Source organism: Micromonospora sp. NPDC003816, assembly GCF_042874705.1.
In the GTDB taxonomy this organism is placed as follows: domain Bacteria; phylum Actinomycetota; class Actinomycetes; order Mycobacteriales; family Micromonosporaceae; genus Micromonospora.
This window is the reverse complement of sequence record NZ_JBIANP010000003.1, coordinates 548105-562705: the sequence shown is the minus strand read 5'-3', so window position 1 is coordinate 562705 and position 14601 is coordinate 548105. Positions and strand designations below refer to the sequence as shown.

Annotated in this window: 10 protein-coding genes; 8 read left to right on the top strand and 2 right to left on the bottom strand. The window is 71.2% G+C overall.

The genetic code is table 11. The features are described 5' to 3' along the window. The first annotated feature begins 88 nt into the window (after window positions 1-88). The 8 genes from ACFYTT_RS13430 (at window position 89) to ACFYTT_RS13395 (ending at window position 9912) form a co-directional block, all read left to right on the top strand. Window positions 89-1894, top strand: a complete 1806-nt coding sequence (locus ACFYTT_RS13430; RefSeq protein WP_236145592.1) for an ATP-binding protein — start codon at window positions 89-91, stop codon at window positions 1892-1894. A gap of 35 nt (window positions 1895-1929) precedes the next feature. Then, on the top strand, window positions 1930-3078 hold the full coding sequence (locus tag ACFYTT_RS13425; RefSeq protein ID WP_387259168.1) for an exonuclease SbcCD subunit D: 1149 nt from the start codon (window positions 1930-1932) through the stop codon (window positions 3076-3078). After that, the gene (locus tag ACFYTT_RS13420) at window positions 3078-5552 is read left to right on the top strand and encodes an AAA family ATPase (RefSeq protein ID WP_387259165.1); all 2475 of its coding nucleotides are present in this window, start codon (window positions 3078-3080) and stop codon (window positions 5550-5552) included. The genes ACFYTT_RS13425 and ACFYTT_RS13420 overlap by 1 nt, the downstream gene beginning before the upstream one ends. Window positions 5553-5666: 114 nt before the next feature. Beyond that, window positions 5667-6623, top strand: a complete 957-nt coding sequence (locus tag ACFYTT_RS13415; RefSeq protein ID WP_176093096.1) for a hypothetical protein — start codon at window positions 5667-5669, stop codon at window positions 6621-6623. Then, window positions 6623-7480 carry a fused MFS/spermidine synthase gene (locus tag ACFYTT_RS13410; RefSeq protein ID WP_357212359.1) on the top strand — a complete coding sequence of 286 codons (858 nt, stop codon included), beginning with the start codon at window positions 6623-6625 and terminating at the stop codon, window positions 7478-7480. The genes ACFYTT_RS13415 and ACFYTT_RS13410 overlap by 1 nt, the downstream gene beginning before the upstream one ends. A gap of 84 nt (window positions 7481-7564) precedes the next feature. After that, complete coding sequence (locus ACFYTT_RS13405) at window positions 7565-8257, top strand: sigma-70 family RNA polymerase sigma factor (RefSeq protein ID WP_119579049.1); 693 nt, start codon at window positions 7565-7567, stop codon at window positions 8255-8257. Further along, window positions 8254-9030 (top strand): zf-HC2 domain-containing protein, encoded by a 777-nt coding sequence (locus ACFYTT_RS13400; protein ID WP_131052822.1) that lies wholly within the window; start codon window positions 8254-8256, stop codon window positions 9028-9030. The genes ACFYTT_RS13405 and ACFYTT_RS13400 overlap by 4 nt, the downstream gene beginning before the upstream one ends. Window positions 9031-9225: 195 nt before the next feature. Further along, entirely contained in the window at window positions 9226-9912 is a 687-nt protein-coding gene (locus ACFYTT_RS13395) for a hypothetical protein (RefSeq protein WP_131052823.1), read from the top strand. Between the two features lie 62 nt (window positions 9913-9974). Here ACFYTT_RS13395 and ACFYTT_RS13390 read toward each other — a convergent pair whose 3' ends face one another. Both ACFYTT_RS13390 and ACFYTT_RS13385 read right to left on the bottom strand, forming a co-directional pair. After that, complete coding sequence (locus ACFYTT_RS13390) at window positions 9975-11741, bottom strand: stealth family protein (protein ID WP_387259160.1); 1767 nt, start codon at window positions 11739-11741, stop codon at window positions 9975-9977. Window positions 11742-11805: 64 nt separating this feature from the next. Further along, entirely contained in the window at window positions 11806-14580 is a 2775-nt protein-coding gene (locus ACFYTT_RS13385; RefSeq protein ID WP_176093092.1) for a CDP-glycerol glycerophosphotransferase family protein, read from the bottom strand. Window positions 14581-14601: the final 21 nt, after the last annotated feature.

Below are 14601 nucleotides of genomic sequence, written 5' to 3'. Positions count from 1 at the left end.
CCGCGTCGCGTGGCGGCCTGTCGTACTCCTCCGGCAGGATGCAGGGCGTGTGTGCCGACCGCGACGACCAGCCGACCGGAGCCGTCTGATGACTGACCAGGGGATCCACCGCCCGGGCGAGCTCGACGGCCCGCGCGAGGGGGTCGACCCGGGCGGGCTCGACGGCCCGGGTGAGGGGGTCGGTCGGGTGCTCGGCACCGCCGACGCCACGCCGCTGCAGTTCTGGACGGCGGTCGCCCCCGGCAGTTACCTCCAGCTCGACGACGTGGTGGTGACCCGGCGGGAGCTGCCGGACCGCGAGCCGGTGACCATCGCCGGGGTGGTCACCCAGGTCCGTGCGCGGCACGAGGGCGCACAGTTCGACTCCGACGTGTTCGCCATCGCCGACGGCACGCTGCCGGCGCAGGTGCAGGAGGCAGCGGAGATCACCACCACCCGGGTGGACCCGGAGTTCTACGTGCCGCCGCACCCGGGCGCGGTGGTGCACCGGGCCGAGGGGGACGCGCGCGCCCGGGCGCTGCACTTCGACCGGATGGAGCGACGCGTCCCGATGGGCACCGGGCGCGACGGGGTGCCGGTCTACCTCAACGCCGACTTCCTCGACGGCACCCGTGGCGCCCACGTGTCGATCTCCGGCATCTCCGGGGTGGCCACCAAGACCAGCTTCGCCACCTTCCTGCTCTACTCGGTGTTCCGCTCCGGCCAGCTCGGCGGGGACGCGGTCAACGCCAAGGCGCTGATCTTCAACGTCAAGGGCGAGGACCTGCTCTTCCTCGACCACCCGAACGCCCGGCTGGACGATCCCACCCGGGCCGCGTACGCCCGGCTCGGCCTGGTCGCCGACGCCTTCCCGGACGTCCGGGTGTACGCCCCACCCAGGGTCGGCGACTCCTCCGGCACGCCCGACGTACACAACCGCCTGACCGGGGTGGACAGCTTCTACTGGACGCTGACCGAGTTCTGCGAGAAGCGCCTGCTGCCGTACGTCTTCGCCGACGCCGACGACGAGCGGCAGCAGTACACGATGGTGGTGCACTCGGTCGCCGCGCACCTGGCCCGCTACGCCCAGCCCGCCGACGGCGGGGTCAGCGTCGACGGGGTGCGCCTGGGCACGTACGCCGACCTGGTCGACCACATCGTCGAGCAGCTCAGCGACGACGAGACCCGCAGCGACTGGGCGGGCAGCGCGGTCGGGCTGGGCACCGTGAACGCCTTCGCCCGGCGGCTGATCGGCAGCAAGAAGGACCTGTCCCGGTTGATCCGGGGCGACCTGGCGACCCGCCGCCCACACTCGATCAACACCGCCGAGTCGGCCCAGGTCACCGTCGTCGACCTACACAACCTGCCGGATCGCGCGCAGCGCTTCGTGGTCGGCGTGACCCTGAAGACCGAGTTCGACAACAAGGAGAAGCAGGGCGCCAAGCCGCTGCTCTTCGTGGTGCTCGACGAGTTGAACAAGTACGCCCCCCGCGAGGGCTCCTCCCCCATCAAGGAGGTGTTGCTGGACATCGCCGAGCGGGGCCGCTCGCTCGGGGTGATCCTGATCGGCGCGCAGCAGACCGCCAGCGAGGTGGAGCGGCGCATCGTCACCAACTCGGCGATCCGGGTGGTCGGACGGCTCGACCCGGCCGAGGCGTCCCGCCCCGAGTACGGTTTCCTGCCCCCGGCGCAACGGCAGCGGGCGCTGCTGGCCAAACCCGGCACGATGTTCGTCAACCAGCCCGACATCCCGGTGCCGCTCTGCCTGGAGTTCCCGTTCCCGGCCTGGGCGACCCGGGTCTCCGAGGCCGGTGCGGCACCGTCGCAGACGTTGCGCTCGATCACCCAGTCCGCCGACCCGTTCGCCGTGGTGGGTTCCGGCGGCGGCAGCGCCGACGACGACATCCCCTTCTAGACGACATCGTCTTCGCCACGAGGAGAGGGCTACCCGTGAAGATCCTGCACACCTCGGACTGGCACGTGGGCAAGGTCCTCAAGGGGCAGTCCCGGGCCGAGGAGCACAAGCAGGTGCTGGCCGGTGTCATCGACATCGCCCGCCAGGAGCGGCCCGACCTGGTCGTCATCGCCGGCGACCTCTACGACACCGCCGCGCCGACGGCGGAGGCGACCCGCCTGGTCACCCGCGCGTTGACCGCGCTGCGCCGCACCGGCGCCGACGTGGTGGCCATCGGCGGCAACCACGACAACGGCGCGGCGCTGGACGCGCTGCGCCCGTGGGCCGAGGCCGCCGGCATCACCTTGCGCGGTGCGGTCCGCGAGGATCCGGCCGAGCACGTCGTGGACGGCACCACCGTCGACGGGGAACGCTGGCGGCTGGCCGCGCTGCCGTTCCTGTCCCAGCGGTACGCGATCCGCGCGGTGGAGATGTACGAGTTGACCGCCGCCGAGACCAACCAGACGTACGCCGACCACCTGGGACGCATCCTCACCCGGCTGACCGAGGGTTTCGACGAGCCGGACCGGGTGCACCTGGTCACCGCGCACCTGACCGTGGTGGGCGCGAGCACCGGTGGCGGTGAGCGGGACGCGCACACCGTGCTCGGGTACGCCGTGCCCGCCACGGTCTTCCCCGGCACCGCCCACTACGTCGCGTTGGGGCACCTGCACCGCGCCCAGCGGGTGCAGGGGCCGTGCCCGATCCGCTACAGCGGCGCCCCGCTGGCGGTGGACTTCGGCGAGCAGGAGAACGTCCCGTCGGTGACCCTGGTCGAGGTGACCGCCACGACGGCGGCACGGGTCCGGGAGGTGCCGGTCGCGGAGGCGACGGCGCTGCACACGGTACGCGGCACGCTGGCCCAGCTCGCCGAGATCACCGCGCCGGAGGGCTGGCTGCGGGTGTACGTCCGCGAGCAGCCCCGGGCCGGGCTGCGGGAGGACGTGCAGGAGTTGCTCCCCCGCGCGTTGGAGATCCGCATCGATCCGGAGCTGGTGCCCGCGCCGGGCAGCGGCACCCGGGTCGCCCAGCGGGCCGGCCGGTCGCCCCGTCAACTCTTCGCCGACTACCTGGACAACCGGGGGCACGCCGACGACGGAGTCCGGGAACTCTTCGACGAGCTGATCGAGGAGGTCGAGCACTGATGCGGCCGATGCGGCTGGACATGGCGGGCTTCACCGTCTTCCGGGACGAGACCACCGTCGACTTCACCGACGCCGACTTCTTCGCCCTGGTCGGGCCGACCGGTTCGGGCAAGTCGACGGTGCTCGACGCGATCTGCTTCGCGCTTTACGGCACGGTGCCGCGCTGGGGTGGCGCGCGCGGGCTCGGCAACGCGCTGGCCCCGTCGTCGACCGAGGCGCGGGTCCGGCTGGTCTTCGAGTCCGGCGGGGCCCGCTACGTGGCCACCCGGGTGGTGCGCCGGGACAGCCGGGGCAACGCGAAGACCGCGAACGCCGGTCTGCAACTGATGCCCGACGGTTTCGACGTCACCAAGCTGGACACCGGGCTCAGCCCGGAGGACCTGGGCGAGGTGGTCGCCGGTACGCCGGCCGAGATGGAGACCGCCGTGCTGGAGGCGGTGGGTCTGCCGTACGAGCAGTTCACCAGTTGCGTGGTGCTGCCACAGGGGCAGTTCGCCGACTTCCTGCACGCCCGTCCCGCGACCCGGCAGCAGATCCTGGTCAACCTGCTCGGTCTCGGCGTCTACGAGCAGGTGCAGCAGCGGGCCACCGCCCGCGCCGGGCAGGCCGAGGCCAGACTGGAGACGGTCGACCAGCTGCTGGCCGGGCTCGCCGACGCCGACGACGCCACGTTGGCGCAGGTCACCGACCATGTTGGCCGGATGCGGGAGTTGGCGGAGGCGGTGGCGGCAGCCGTACCGGAGCTGGACGCGGCGCGGGCGACGGTGCGCGAGGCCGGGTCGGCGCTGGCGGCGCTGGACGCCGAGTTGACCGTGCTGGGCGAGGTCCGGGCGCCGGACGGGGTGGCCGAGGTGGCCCGGGCGGTGGACGCCGCGCGGTCCGAGGCGGACGCGGCGGCGGGCGCGGTGTCGCTGGCCGAGGAGCGTGAGGAGAAGCTGCGCGGGGAGTTGGCCGCCGCCGGTGACGAGAGCGCGCTGCGGATGCTGCTGCGCGCGTACGCCGACCGGGACCGGCTCGCCGCCGAGGCGGAGCAAGTACGCGCCGTGGTGCGGACCGCCGGTGCCGAGCACGAGGCGGCGGCCGGCGCGCTGGCCGAGGCGCGGGCGGCGACCGACCGGGCCGAGGCGGAGTTGGCGGCGGCGTTCCAGGCCCACGAGGACGCGAAGGCGGCCGACCAGGCGGCGGCGTTGCGGGCGCACCTGAGCGACGGCGACTCCTGCCCGGTCTGCGAGCAGACCGTCGCCCGGGTGCCGGCGATGCCCGCCGGTTCGGCGGTGGCGCAGGCGGTCGCGGCCGGCAAGGCGGCGCGGGCGGCCAGCGAGGCGGCCAAGCGGCTGCTGGCCGAGCGCGACTCGGCCGCCCGGGACCTGGAACGGGTGCTGTTGCGGGCCCGCGCCGAGCAGGACGGACTGCGGACCCGCCTCACCGAGGTGGACGAACGGCTGGCCGGGGCGGCCACCGCCGAGGCGCTGCGGGCGACGGTGGCCGAGCACGCGCGGCTGCGGCAGGCACTCGACGAGGCGGCGGCGGGGGTGCGGGCCGGTCGGGACACCGCCCGGCGGGCCCGGGGCACGCTGGACGCGGCACAGGAGCGCCTACGGTCGGCGTGGCGGCGTTTCGACGGGGTACGCGACGGGGTGGCCCGGTTCGGACCACCGGCGGCCGACCGGGACGACGTCGCCGCCGCGTGGACGACGCTGTCGGAGTGGGCCGACGAGCAGGTGCGGCAGCGCCGGACGCAGCGGGCCGGTTCGGCGCAGTCGGTCGCCGCGGCCGAGGCGGTGGCCACCAAGGTCGCGGCCCGGATCGCGGGCATCTTCACCGCCGCCGGTATGCCCGCTTCCGACGATCCGGTACGCGCCGCCACGGTCGCCGTGGAACGGGCCGAGGCCGACCTGCGCCGGCTGACCGAACGCCGCACCCAGGCCGAGGAGCTGCGCGCCCAGCGGGCCGAGCACGAACGCCAGGCGCAGGTGGCGCGGGCGCTGGCCGGGCACCTGCGCGCCAACAACTTCGAGCGGTGGCTGCTGGCCGAGGCGCTGGACCTGCTGGTCGACGGCGCCTCGGGGATCCTGCGGGAACTCTCCGGCGGGCAGTACGACCTGGTCCACGACAAGGGCGAGTTCTTCGTCGTCGACCACTACGACGCCGGGCTGCGCCGGGGTGTGCGTACCCTCTCCGGCGGTGAGACGTTCCAGGCGTCCCTGGCCCTGGCGCTGGCGCTCTCCGAGCAGTTGGCCGGGATGTCCACCACGGCGGCCAGCCTGGAGTCGATCGTGCTGGACGAGGGCTTCGGCACCCTCGACGCGGCCACCCTCGACACGGTCGCCGCCACCCTGGAGAACCTGGCCGCCCGGGGTGACCGGATGGTCGGCGTGGTGACCCACGTACCGGCCCTGGCGGAACGCATCCCGGTCCGCTTCGAGGTCCGTAAGGACGCCCGCTCGGCCCGCATCGAACGGACCGGCCGGTGAGCGCGAGGAGTGCAGCGCAGCGGAGCCCCGCAGTCGCGAACGAAAGGTTCGTTCGGTGAGCGCGAGGAGTGCAGCGCAGCGGAGCCCCGCAGTCGCGAACGAAAGGTTCGTCCCGTGAGCGCGGGACGGTTCTTCGTCGACGCGTGGGATCCGGCCTACGGGGCCTCGTTCGAGGCGTCGGCCGGACCGGCCGCGCCGAGCAGCGCCCAGGTGGAGGCGGACCACGAACTGCCGGTGGTGGACTGGCGGGCGATCGGCCCCCGGCCCGGGGTGCGCGCCCCGGACGTGGTGCTGCTGGTCGACGGGGTACGCCGGATCGACGCCAGCGTCTGGACGGCGGAGGAGGACGGCACCTCGTTCCCGGGCCTGGCCGCGTCGTACGCCGCCGGGGTGGTCCGGTGCGACCTGGAGCGGGGCGCGGCCCAGCTGGCCGGCGCCAAGGTGGGCCGGGGACTCTTCACGGCCAGCCCGTCCGCCGCCGACGTGGTCGCCGGCACCGTCCGCTATCCGGTGCACCGGGTCAGCGGCACCGGGGAGCTGGCCAAGCTGCCGGCCGCCGTGCAGGGGCCGCTGACCGCGCTGGAGGTGGAGGTCTCGTCCGCCGCGCGTACCGACGACGACCTGCTGGTGGTGGACGGACCGCTGCGCAACCGGCGGCAGTTGCCGCGCACCCTCGGTTACATCAAGACCCAGCACAGCCAGTATCTCGACGCCCGGCTCACCGCGGTGGTCACCGGGCTCGCCGCCGGGCACCGCTCCCCGGTGTTCCGTCTGGGCACCGCGTGGGGCGGCTGGTCGTGGTACGTCCGGCTACCGGTGGCCGCCGGTGCGCCCTGGGCCGGGATCGTCCGGCTGGAGTGCTCGGCGGACCTGGAGATCGCCGAGGTGGTGCGGCTGGCCGACCTGTCGCTGGTCACCCTTCCCCGGTTCGCCTCCACTCCCTACAAGGACCCCCGCGCCCCGCAGAACCTGGTGCCGATCGCCGGGCTGGAACGGCTGCTGCGCTCCAGGCTGGGTGACTCCCGGCTGCTGCACCGCGCGTTGACCGCCGCCGCCCGGAGAGGTCGCTGATGGGTCGGCGGCGCGACGCCGACCGGATCACCGCGCAGGTCGACACCGGGCAGGCCGAGCTGGCGCCCGACCCGGACCGGCCCGGGTCGTGGACGCTGCTGCTGGACGGCGCCCCGCAGTCGCATGTGGACCTGACCGACCCGACCCACCTGGAGTTCGAGTACGTCCGCCGCCTGGCCGCCGCGATCGACCTGGTCGCACCCGCCGGCGCGCCACTGCGGGTGCTGCACCTGGGTGGCGGTGCGCTCACCCTGCCGAGGTACGTCGCCGCCACCCGCCCCGGCTCGGTGCAGCGGGTCGTCGAGGTGGACGGTGCGCTGGTCGAGCTGGTCCGCCGGGAGCTGCCCTGGCGACCCGATGCGCGGGTGAAGGTCCGGGTGGACGACGCGCGGGCGGTGCTGGCCGCCGGGCGGGACGCCGGCTACGACGTGATCGTCGCGGACGTCTTCGCCGGTTCCCGGACACCGGCCCGGCTGACCTCGGTCGAGTACGCCGCCGAGGTGGCCCGGGTGCTCCGGCCCGGCGGTTGGTACCTGGCGAACCTGGCCGACGGCCCGCCGCTGCGGTACGCCCGTGGACAGGTCGCGACCGTCCGGGAACTGCTGCCCCGGGCCTGCCTGGTGGCCGACGCCGGGGTGCTGCGCGGGCGGCGCTACGGCAACCTGGTGCTGGTCGCCGGCCGTCAGGATCCGCCGGTGGCGGCGCTGACGCGGCGGGCCGCCGGCGACTGGTTCCCGGGCCGGGTGCTTGCCGGCGCGGACCTGGACCGGTTCGTCGGAGGCGTCCCGGCGGTACGCGACAGCGACGCCAGCGACTCCACACCACCCCCACCGGGGATTTTTTCCGTCCGCCGTTGATCCGTTCGGCGAGGCCCTCCGTACTACTCGGCAGCCATGCCCGTGGGGGGACGGCTTTCTGTCCATGGACATCCGGAGGTCTGCATGCATGCACTGGCGGTCGGTTGGCAGGGCGACCGGGTGCGGGTGGACTGGATGTCCGCTCGGTCCCAGTCGCGGCCGACCACGTCCGACCGTGGGGTCGACTCCCGCGCGACGTCTCGCCAGAATAGCCCGGTGACGCCGCGACCTGCCCCTGGCCGACACCAGGCCACGACGACCGAGGCCGCCCACTCCGACCAGTTGATCCGCACGCTCTACGCCGAACACGCCGGCCCGCTGCTGATGTTCGTGATGCGGCTGACCGGTGGGGATCGGCAGCGGGCGGAGGACATCGTCCAGGAGACGTTGCTGCGGGCCTGGCGCAACGCGCACCGGTTGGGCACGCAGGGACAGGGATCGCTTCGACCCTGGCTGGTGACGGTGGCCCGCCGGATCGCCATCGACGAGCACCGCAGCGAGCAGGCCCGGCCGGCCGAGACGTACGACCGGGACCTGACCGCCTTCGCCGAGTCGGACAGCACCGATCGGGTGTTGCGCTCGATGACGGTGGCGGACGCGTTGCGGACGTTGAGTCAATCGCACCGGGAGATCCTGGTGGCGACGTACTTCCGGGGCCGGACGGTGCCGGAGGCGGCCGAGGAACTCGGGCTGCCGTTGGGCACCGCGAAGTCGCGGGTCTACTACGCACTGCGCGCGCTGCGCACAGCTCTACAGGAACGGGGGGTGACGGAATGAGCCGGGTAGACCACATGGACGTCGCCGCGTACGCGCTCGGCGTACTGGACGAACAGGACATGGAGCGGTTCGAGGAACACCTCGCGACCTGCTGGGCCTGCGCCGCCGAACTGGAATCGATGGTGCCGGTGGTCGGGCTGCTCTCCGACATCGACGAGGAGTCGGTGACGGCGCTGGAGCAGACACACTCCGATCCGGTCCTGCTGGACCGTACGCTCGTGGCGTTGCGCAGCCACCGGCGCAAGGCCCGGTTCCGGCAGATCCTGGCGACTGCGGCGGCCGTGGTGGTGTTCGGCGGCCTGACCGGCGTGGTGTTCAGCAACCTGGCCGGTGACAACAGCGCGCCGCCCATCGCCGGGGGGCCGAGCAGCGCCCCGTTCGACCCGTCGGGCGGCGGCACCGGTAACCCGGGCCCCGGCGTCGGCGGCAACGAGCAGGAGGGCGAGCAGGTCGACGTCACCGACCCGAGCACCGGCGTCGAGGGCACGTTCTGGCTCATCGGCAAGGACTTCGGCACCAAGATGGACTTCAGCCTGGGCCGGCTGCCCGGTCCGCGCACCTGCCGTCTGGTCGTGGTCAAGAAGGACAACAGCACCGAGGTCGTCTCCACCTGGACGGTGCCGACGTCCGGGTACGGCACCAACAGCAACCCGACCCGGGCCGCCCTTTCCGCGACCACGTCGGTGCAGATGGAGGACATCAAGCACGTCGAGGTGCAGGAGGTGAACGGCAGGGGCACCGCCCGGTCGCTGCTGACCGTGCCCGCCCCCTGATCCGTACCGCGTGAGTGAAGGCCCGTCTCCGTTCGGAGGCGGGCCTTCATGGCGCTGGTCTGCGGATACGCACTCATACGCAGGTTCGGGCCGTCCGGTTCAACGGTCCGCTGTGAAATGAGCCACCGTTTCGCATTCAACCTTGACACTGTCGTCCCCGTATATCCCGGTGACTGTCAAGCATGAGGAGGGCACGTGGCACAGATCAAGCGGACCGTCATCGCTGTGAGCGCCGTGGGCGCCATGGTCGTACTTACGGCTTGCGCTCCCGCAGGCTACGACGGGACGAACGCCGGCGCGGTCGAGCCGGTCGCCGTTGCCGCGGCCGAGCCCACCGTGACCGCCGACCCGGAGGTCAGCGCGAACCCGGAGGCGAGCGCCACCCCGGGCGCCTCGGCATCACCCGGCGCCGAGGACGCGAACGACGTTCCCCTGCCCGACGGCGTCGAGCTGACCGAGAGCCTCACCGGTAAGAAGTTCCCCCGGATGGGCAGCGCGGTCGTCAACCAGGACGGATTCCTCCTGTACCGCTTCGACAACGACACCAACGACCCGCCGGCCAGCAACTGCGAGGGCCAGTGCATCGAGGTGTGGCCGGCCGCGCTGACCGACGGCAACCCGAAGCTCAAGGGCGTCTCGGACGACGCGGTGGGCACCATCACCCGCCCCGACGGCACCCGTCAGATCACGCTCGACGGCTGGCCGCTCTACACCTACATCGGTGACAAGAAGCCCGGCCAGTGGAAGGGCCAGGGCGTCGGCGGTACCTGGTTCGTGGTGAACCCGGACGGCAGCAAGAACCTGGAGTGCCTGCCGAAGGGCACCCCGAAGGCGGTCTCCCCGCCCTCGAAGACCAAGTCGGACAGCGGCTCGGACTACTGATCCGATCCGTCACCGGTGGCCGGTCGCAGCCCGTTACGGGCGCGGCCGGCCACGGTAGTCTCTCAGCCGTTCTCCCACGGGCTGGGCACCGGGAAGTAGGTGTCCAGGAACGGGGTGACGACCTTGAGTTGGTCGGCCAGGTCCTCCTCGGTGGAGAAGGCGTCGTTGAGGCAGAACACGTGCCGGTCCCGACGGGCCAGCAGGTGCGCGAGCCGGGCGGGCGTGTCCGGGTGGGACAGTTCGGCGATGGCGTACCGCAGGTCCCCCGGCACTGCCCGTCCCGTGTGGAACGCGTAGTAGTGGTGCAACGACGAGGCGATCGACAGGTCCGTCATGCTCCGGAAACGGCTGCCGGCGGTCCGGCCGTGCGGTTCGGCGAAGTTCTCCTCGATCTCGTAGAGCACACTGCGCCGCAGCGCGTGCGGCATGTGCTTCATCTTCTGCGTCAGCACCGTCCCGAACCGTTCGGCCATCAGGGCGCGGTTGTTCTTCCCCGCCGCCGACGACGGGATGTCCTCGACGGTCGCCGCTCCGGGCGGCACCAGCGCGGGCGAGGGGAAGAAGCGGGAGATGCCGTTGGCCAGGAAGAAGTCCGAGGGCAGCACCTCGGTACCGAGAAACACGTCGTCGTTGAAATAGAGGAAGTGCTCGGAGAGCCCGTCGATGTGGTGCAGTTGGCTCTCGATGGCGTGCGAGTTGTAGGTGGGCAGAACCGACAGGTCGGAGAAGATCGCCCGGTGGCTGACCACCCGGATGCCCGGCGCGGACCGCGCCAACCACGGCGGCACCTGGTCGTCGGTCACCAGGTAGACGTTGCGCACCCAGGGCGCGTACAGGTGCAGCGAACGTAGTGAGTACCGCAGTTCGTCCCGGCTGAGGAAGCGCGCCGCGCTCGCCGCCTCACTGTGGTACGGCACACCCGTCACCTCGGCGCGGCGGCGCAGCCAGTCCGGATCGGTGCCGTCGACCCAGGTGTAGACCACGTCGACCGGGAACGTGACGTCGAAGGGACGCGCACCGGCGAACGCGGGCCGTGTCCGGGCCGTCGCCGTGGTGCCGGTCGGCTCCAGCCCGGTGAACAGCGACTCGGAAACCTCCACCGAGGGCTCTTCGGCGGCCACCTCCGCCGTCGCCCGGTTCGGACGCGGGGCGACGAGCACCGCCCCCTGGCGGGTCCAGAACTCCACCTCGCACCCGTACGCCTGACCCAGCACCAACCGGTGCCGGGGGTCGGTCCAATACCAGGTCAACCGCAGCACCGTGGCGCCCGCGACACGGCGCCAGGTCTTCGCCTCGAACCCGGGGGCAGGTGTCCCCGTCGCACCGTCGGTGAGCACCGTGACGTAGCCGGGTGCCCGCTCGCAGGCGGCGGCCAGTGCGGCGCACGCCCGCTCCCAATCCGCCGCGTCGACCGCGACCACCGACGACCGGTGGGAGGCACCACGGACCCGGAAGTACGCTACGCCGGCCTCGTCCAGTGCCGTCGTCACCGCCGCCAGGTTCTCCGCCCGTACCCGGGCCGGGGTGACGGTCGCCGCCACCTGGGCGATCCGGGGAGCCTGGTCGGCGACGACCACCGCCCGGTCCGCCCCGGCCAACAGTTCCGGCTGCCGACGCGCCAACCGCTCACCCCGCCGGCCGGCGGTCTGGCTGTCCCCCGCGGCGCGGGCCACCCACTGCTTGAGCTGGTGCCGGGTACGCGGACTGACCTTCTTCGCGATGGCCCGACGGGTCTGCGGGCTCAGCACCCGCCGATAGACCTCCACGAAACCCGACGGCTCGGCCACCGCCCGTGGCGTCTCCGGCGGAGAAGGGGTCCCGTCGCTCATCTTGCTCCTTCGGCACCGGTCTGTCCTACCGGCCTGGCCGGGCTGACGCGGCGTTGTCGTCGGATCACCGTCGTGGGCCGGGTAGAGCGGCGATAGCCGCGCTCACCCGTCGGCTGTTGTGCTGGTCCTGAATCGCGAAGAAGTCAGCCGCCCGCCGCGAGTACTCCTCCTCACGGAGACAGCCGTTCTCCAGATAGCCGACGATGGCCCGGACCGTCTCCTCAGCCGTCTCACAGACGGGACCGAACCCGTGTTCATGGTGGGCGAAGTATCCCCGACGGTATCCCCCGATCGAAAAGTACTCCGCACTGTCGAAGTGGGCGTAGATCATCGGGGTGCCGAGGTACGCGACGTCGAACGCGGTGGATGAATAGTCCGTGATGAAGAGGTCGCACTGCCGAAGTGCGTCCTGCACGCTGCGCCGAGTCTGATCGACAACCGCGAAGCACGGATCCGAGGGCACCAGACTCGTCGACACCTGCCGCATCTCGTAGTGCGGCAGGAATTCGAGGGTGTACCCGTGGTGGCGGAGGCTCTGTTTCAGCTCCTCACTGGCGAACAACTCCTGTAGGAACAGGGCGTAACGCGAGGACTCAAACGGAAGCCGCGGTGGCAGTCCCGGGTTGTAGGAGGGGCTGACCAGGTAACTACGCCAGGTGGGCATCAGCAGGATACGCCGACCACCCCGCTCGGGCACCAAGGCGTCGAAGCGCGGAAAACCGAGCCGCTGGGCAGCGCTGCCGTAGTCGAAGTGTTCCGCGACGTACTCGGCCTCCAGGCCAGCAGCGGCGACGAAGAGATCCACCCCGGTCTTGGCCCGATGCAACCCACCGCTGACGTCCTTGTCCGTGACGCCGTGCTGAAGAAAGACGCGATCGGCGCCGATCCGCCAGTTCAGGTGCTTGAGGAATGCCGTCCTGTCCCACTTCGACGGCAGCATGTACGAGTCGATGTCATACGAATTAATCAGCTTGCTGGCGTGCAGGAGCAGGAACTTGTGACGGAGCGAGTCGCACGTGACGACGTTACCCAGCCCTCGCAGCCGTTCGCGGTCCGGGCTCCCCTTGGCGATAAGGTAGTACACGTTCCGCTTGGGTTCGGACTTCCGCAGGTGCCGGAAGAGATGCCAGGAATTGTCCTGGGCGGTGTCCTTGCGCTCACCGATCAGCCAGATGTCACGACGACGCATCAGCGGCTCGGTGATCAGACGCAGCAGACGCTGCTTCCAGAACGGCTGCCGCCCGACGGCATGCCGGAGGTCCTTACGAACCAGCATCCGCTGCCATCGCCGCTGACCGGTTGCGCCCGAGGCACGGAGAACCTGAAGGGCCGCGCTGTCCCGTCCGATGAAGTTCGGCAGGATCCGAGTGTCTCCCACCAGCTTCATCGGCGCGTCCCGCAGGTAGGCCGCCGTGATCACCGCCTGGCTGGACGCCTGTCCGGTCTCGGTCTGGAAGACCAGACGCAGGCTGTGGTTGCCGTTACGGAGTTGAGCTGCGGGGATCTCGGCGGTGAAGCCGGCCCACTCACGGCTGTCGTCAGCAGACTTGAGATCCGGACGACGCTGCGGCAGCGCTGGCACGGTCAGCCCACTGCCCCGCACCCTCAGCCCCAGCGGGGTACGGACCGGACGATGCATGGGCAGGCCGTTCACCTGGACCTGCCCCGACAGGGTGACCATCGTGCCGTTCTCGGCGACCCGGACCTGCTCCAGCCGTACCGCAACCGCACTGACCTTGGTCAACGGAAGCAGTGCGGGCGCGATCGGGTAGTCCAGGAACAGTTCACCCCCACAGGCCACCACTCCCTGCACCCGCTCCCACGGCCGCGCGAAGAGGTCGAAGTCGTACGACTTGAAGGCCAGGAAGGGAACACGGTGCCGGGTGTCGGCGGTCCAGCGTGCAATGAAGGACGGATCGATGTCCTGGTAGATCCGACTGCACCGCTCGAAGATCCGCCACAGGTCCGCATCACCGAACAAGGTGTGCGCACGCATGGCGAAGCCCTGGTAGCTGCGGACGAGAAAGCGCTCCAATACCTCGCGGCGGAACACATCCAGTTCGGGGCGCAGTTCTGCAAGGGTTTCGCAGAGGTCAAGGTGGTCCCAGTAGTTCTGCGCCCTGATGAACAGGTTGTCCATGATGGAGTCACCGCTGCCGCGGCGGCGGTACTCGTAGACCACCTCGTCCACCAGGGCGATCCGCTCCGCTTTGAGCAACATCGGGATGGCCAGGAAGGCGTCCTCGAAGTGCACACCCTCGCGGAAGCGGAAGCCATGCTCCCGAATCTGCGCAAGGTCATAGAGCTTGTGACACGGACCGGCGTCGAAGACCAGCTCGGGTGCGTCCACCACACTGTCCAACAGTCGGTCCCCCTTCCCGAACGGCTTCTTCCACAGGAAGGCGGTCGGCTTCGGAAAGGTGTTCATGTCGCCGATCGCGATGCTCGCCCGGTGCCTCAGGATCGCGGCGAGCAGCAGCTCGATGGCGCGGGGCGGCAGGATGTCGTCGGAGTCGACAAACGTGACGTACGGCGTATCCGCCATGTCCAGTGCAAGGTTCCGGGCTGCGCCCGGCCCGCTGTTGACCTGCCGGACAGCGGTCGCGTTCGCGTGTTCTGCGGCGAACTGCTTCGCCAGCAATTCGGATCCGTCGGTGCTGCCGTCGTCCACGAGGATCACGCGACACTGAGCGAACACAGTCTGCGCCGCGATCGACGTGAGTGTCTCGGGGAGGTAGCTCTCGACGTTGTAGACCGGGACGATGATCGTGACCTGAGGCGCAGGGCCTACCACACTGGGCTCCACTAAGAATGACGTACAGACGACGAAGGCGAACACCGCTGACGACCGGCGCGACGG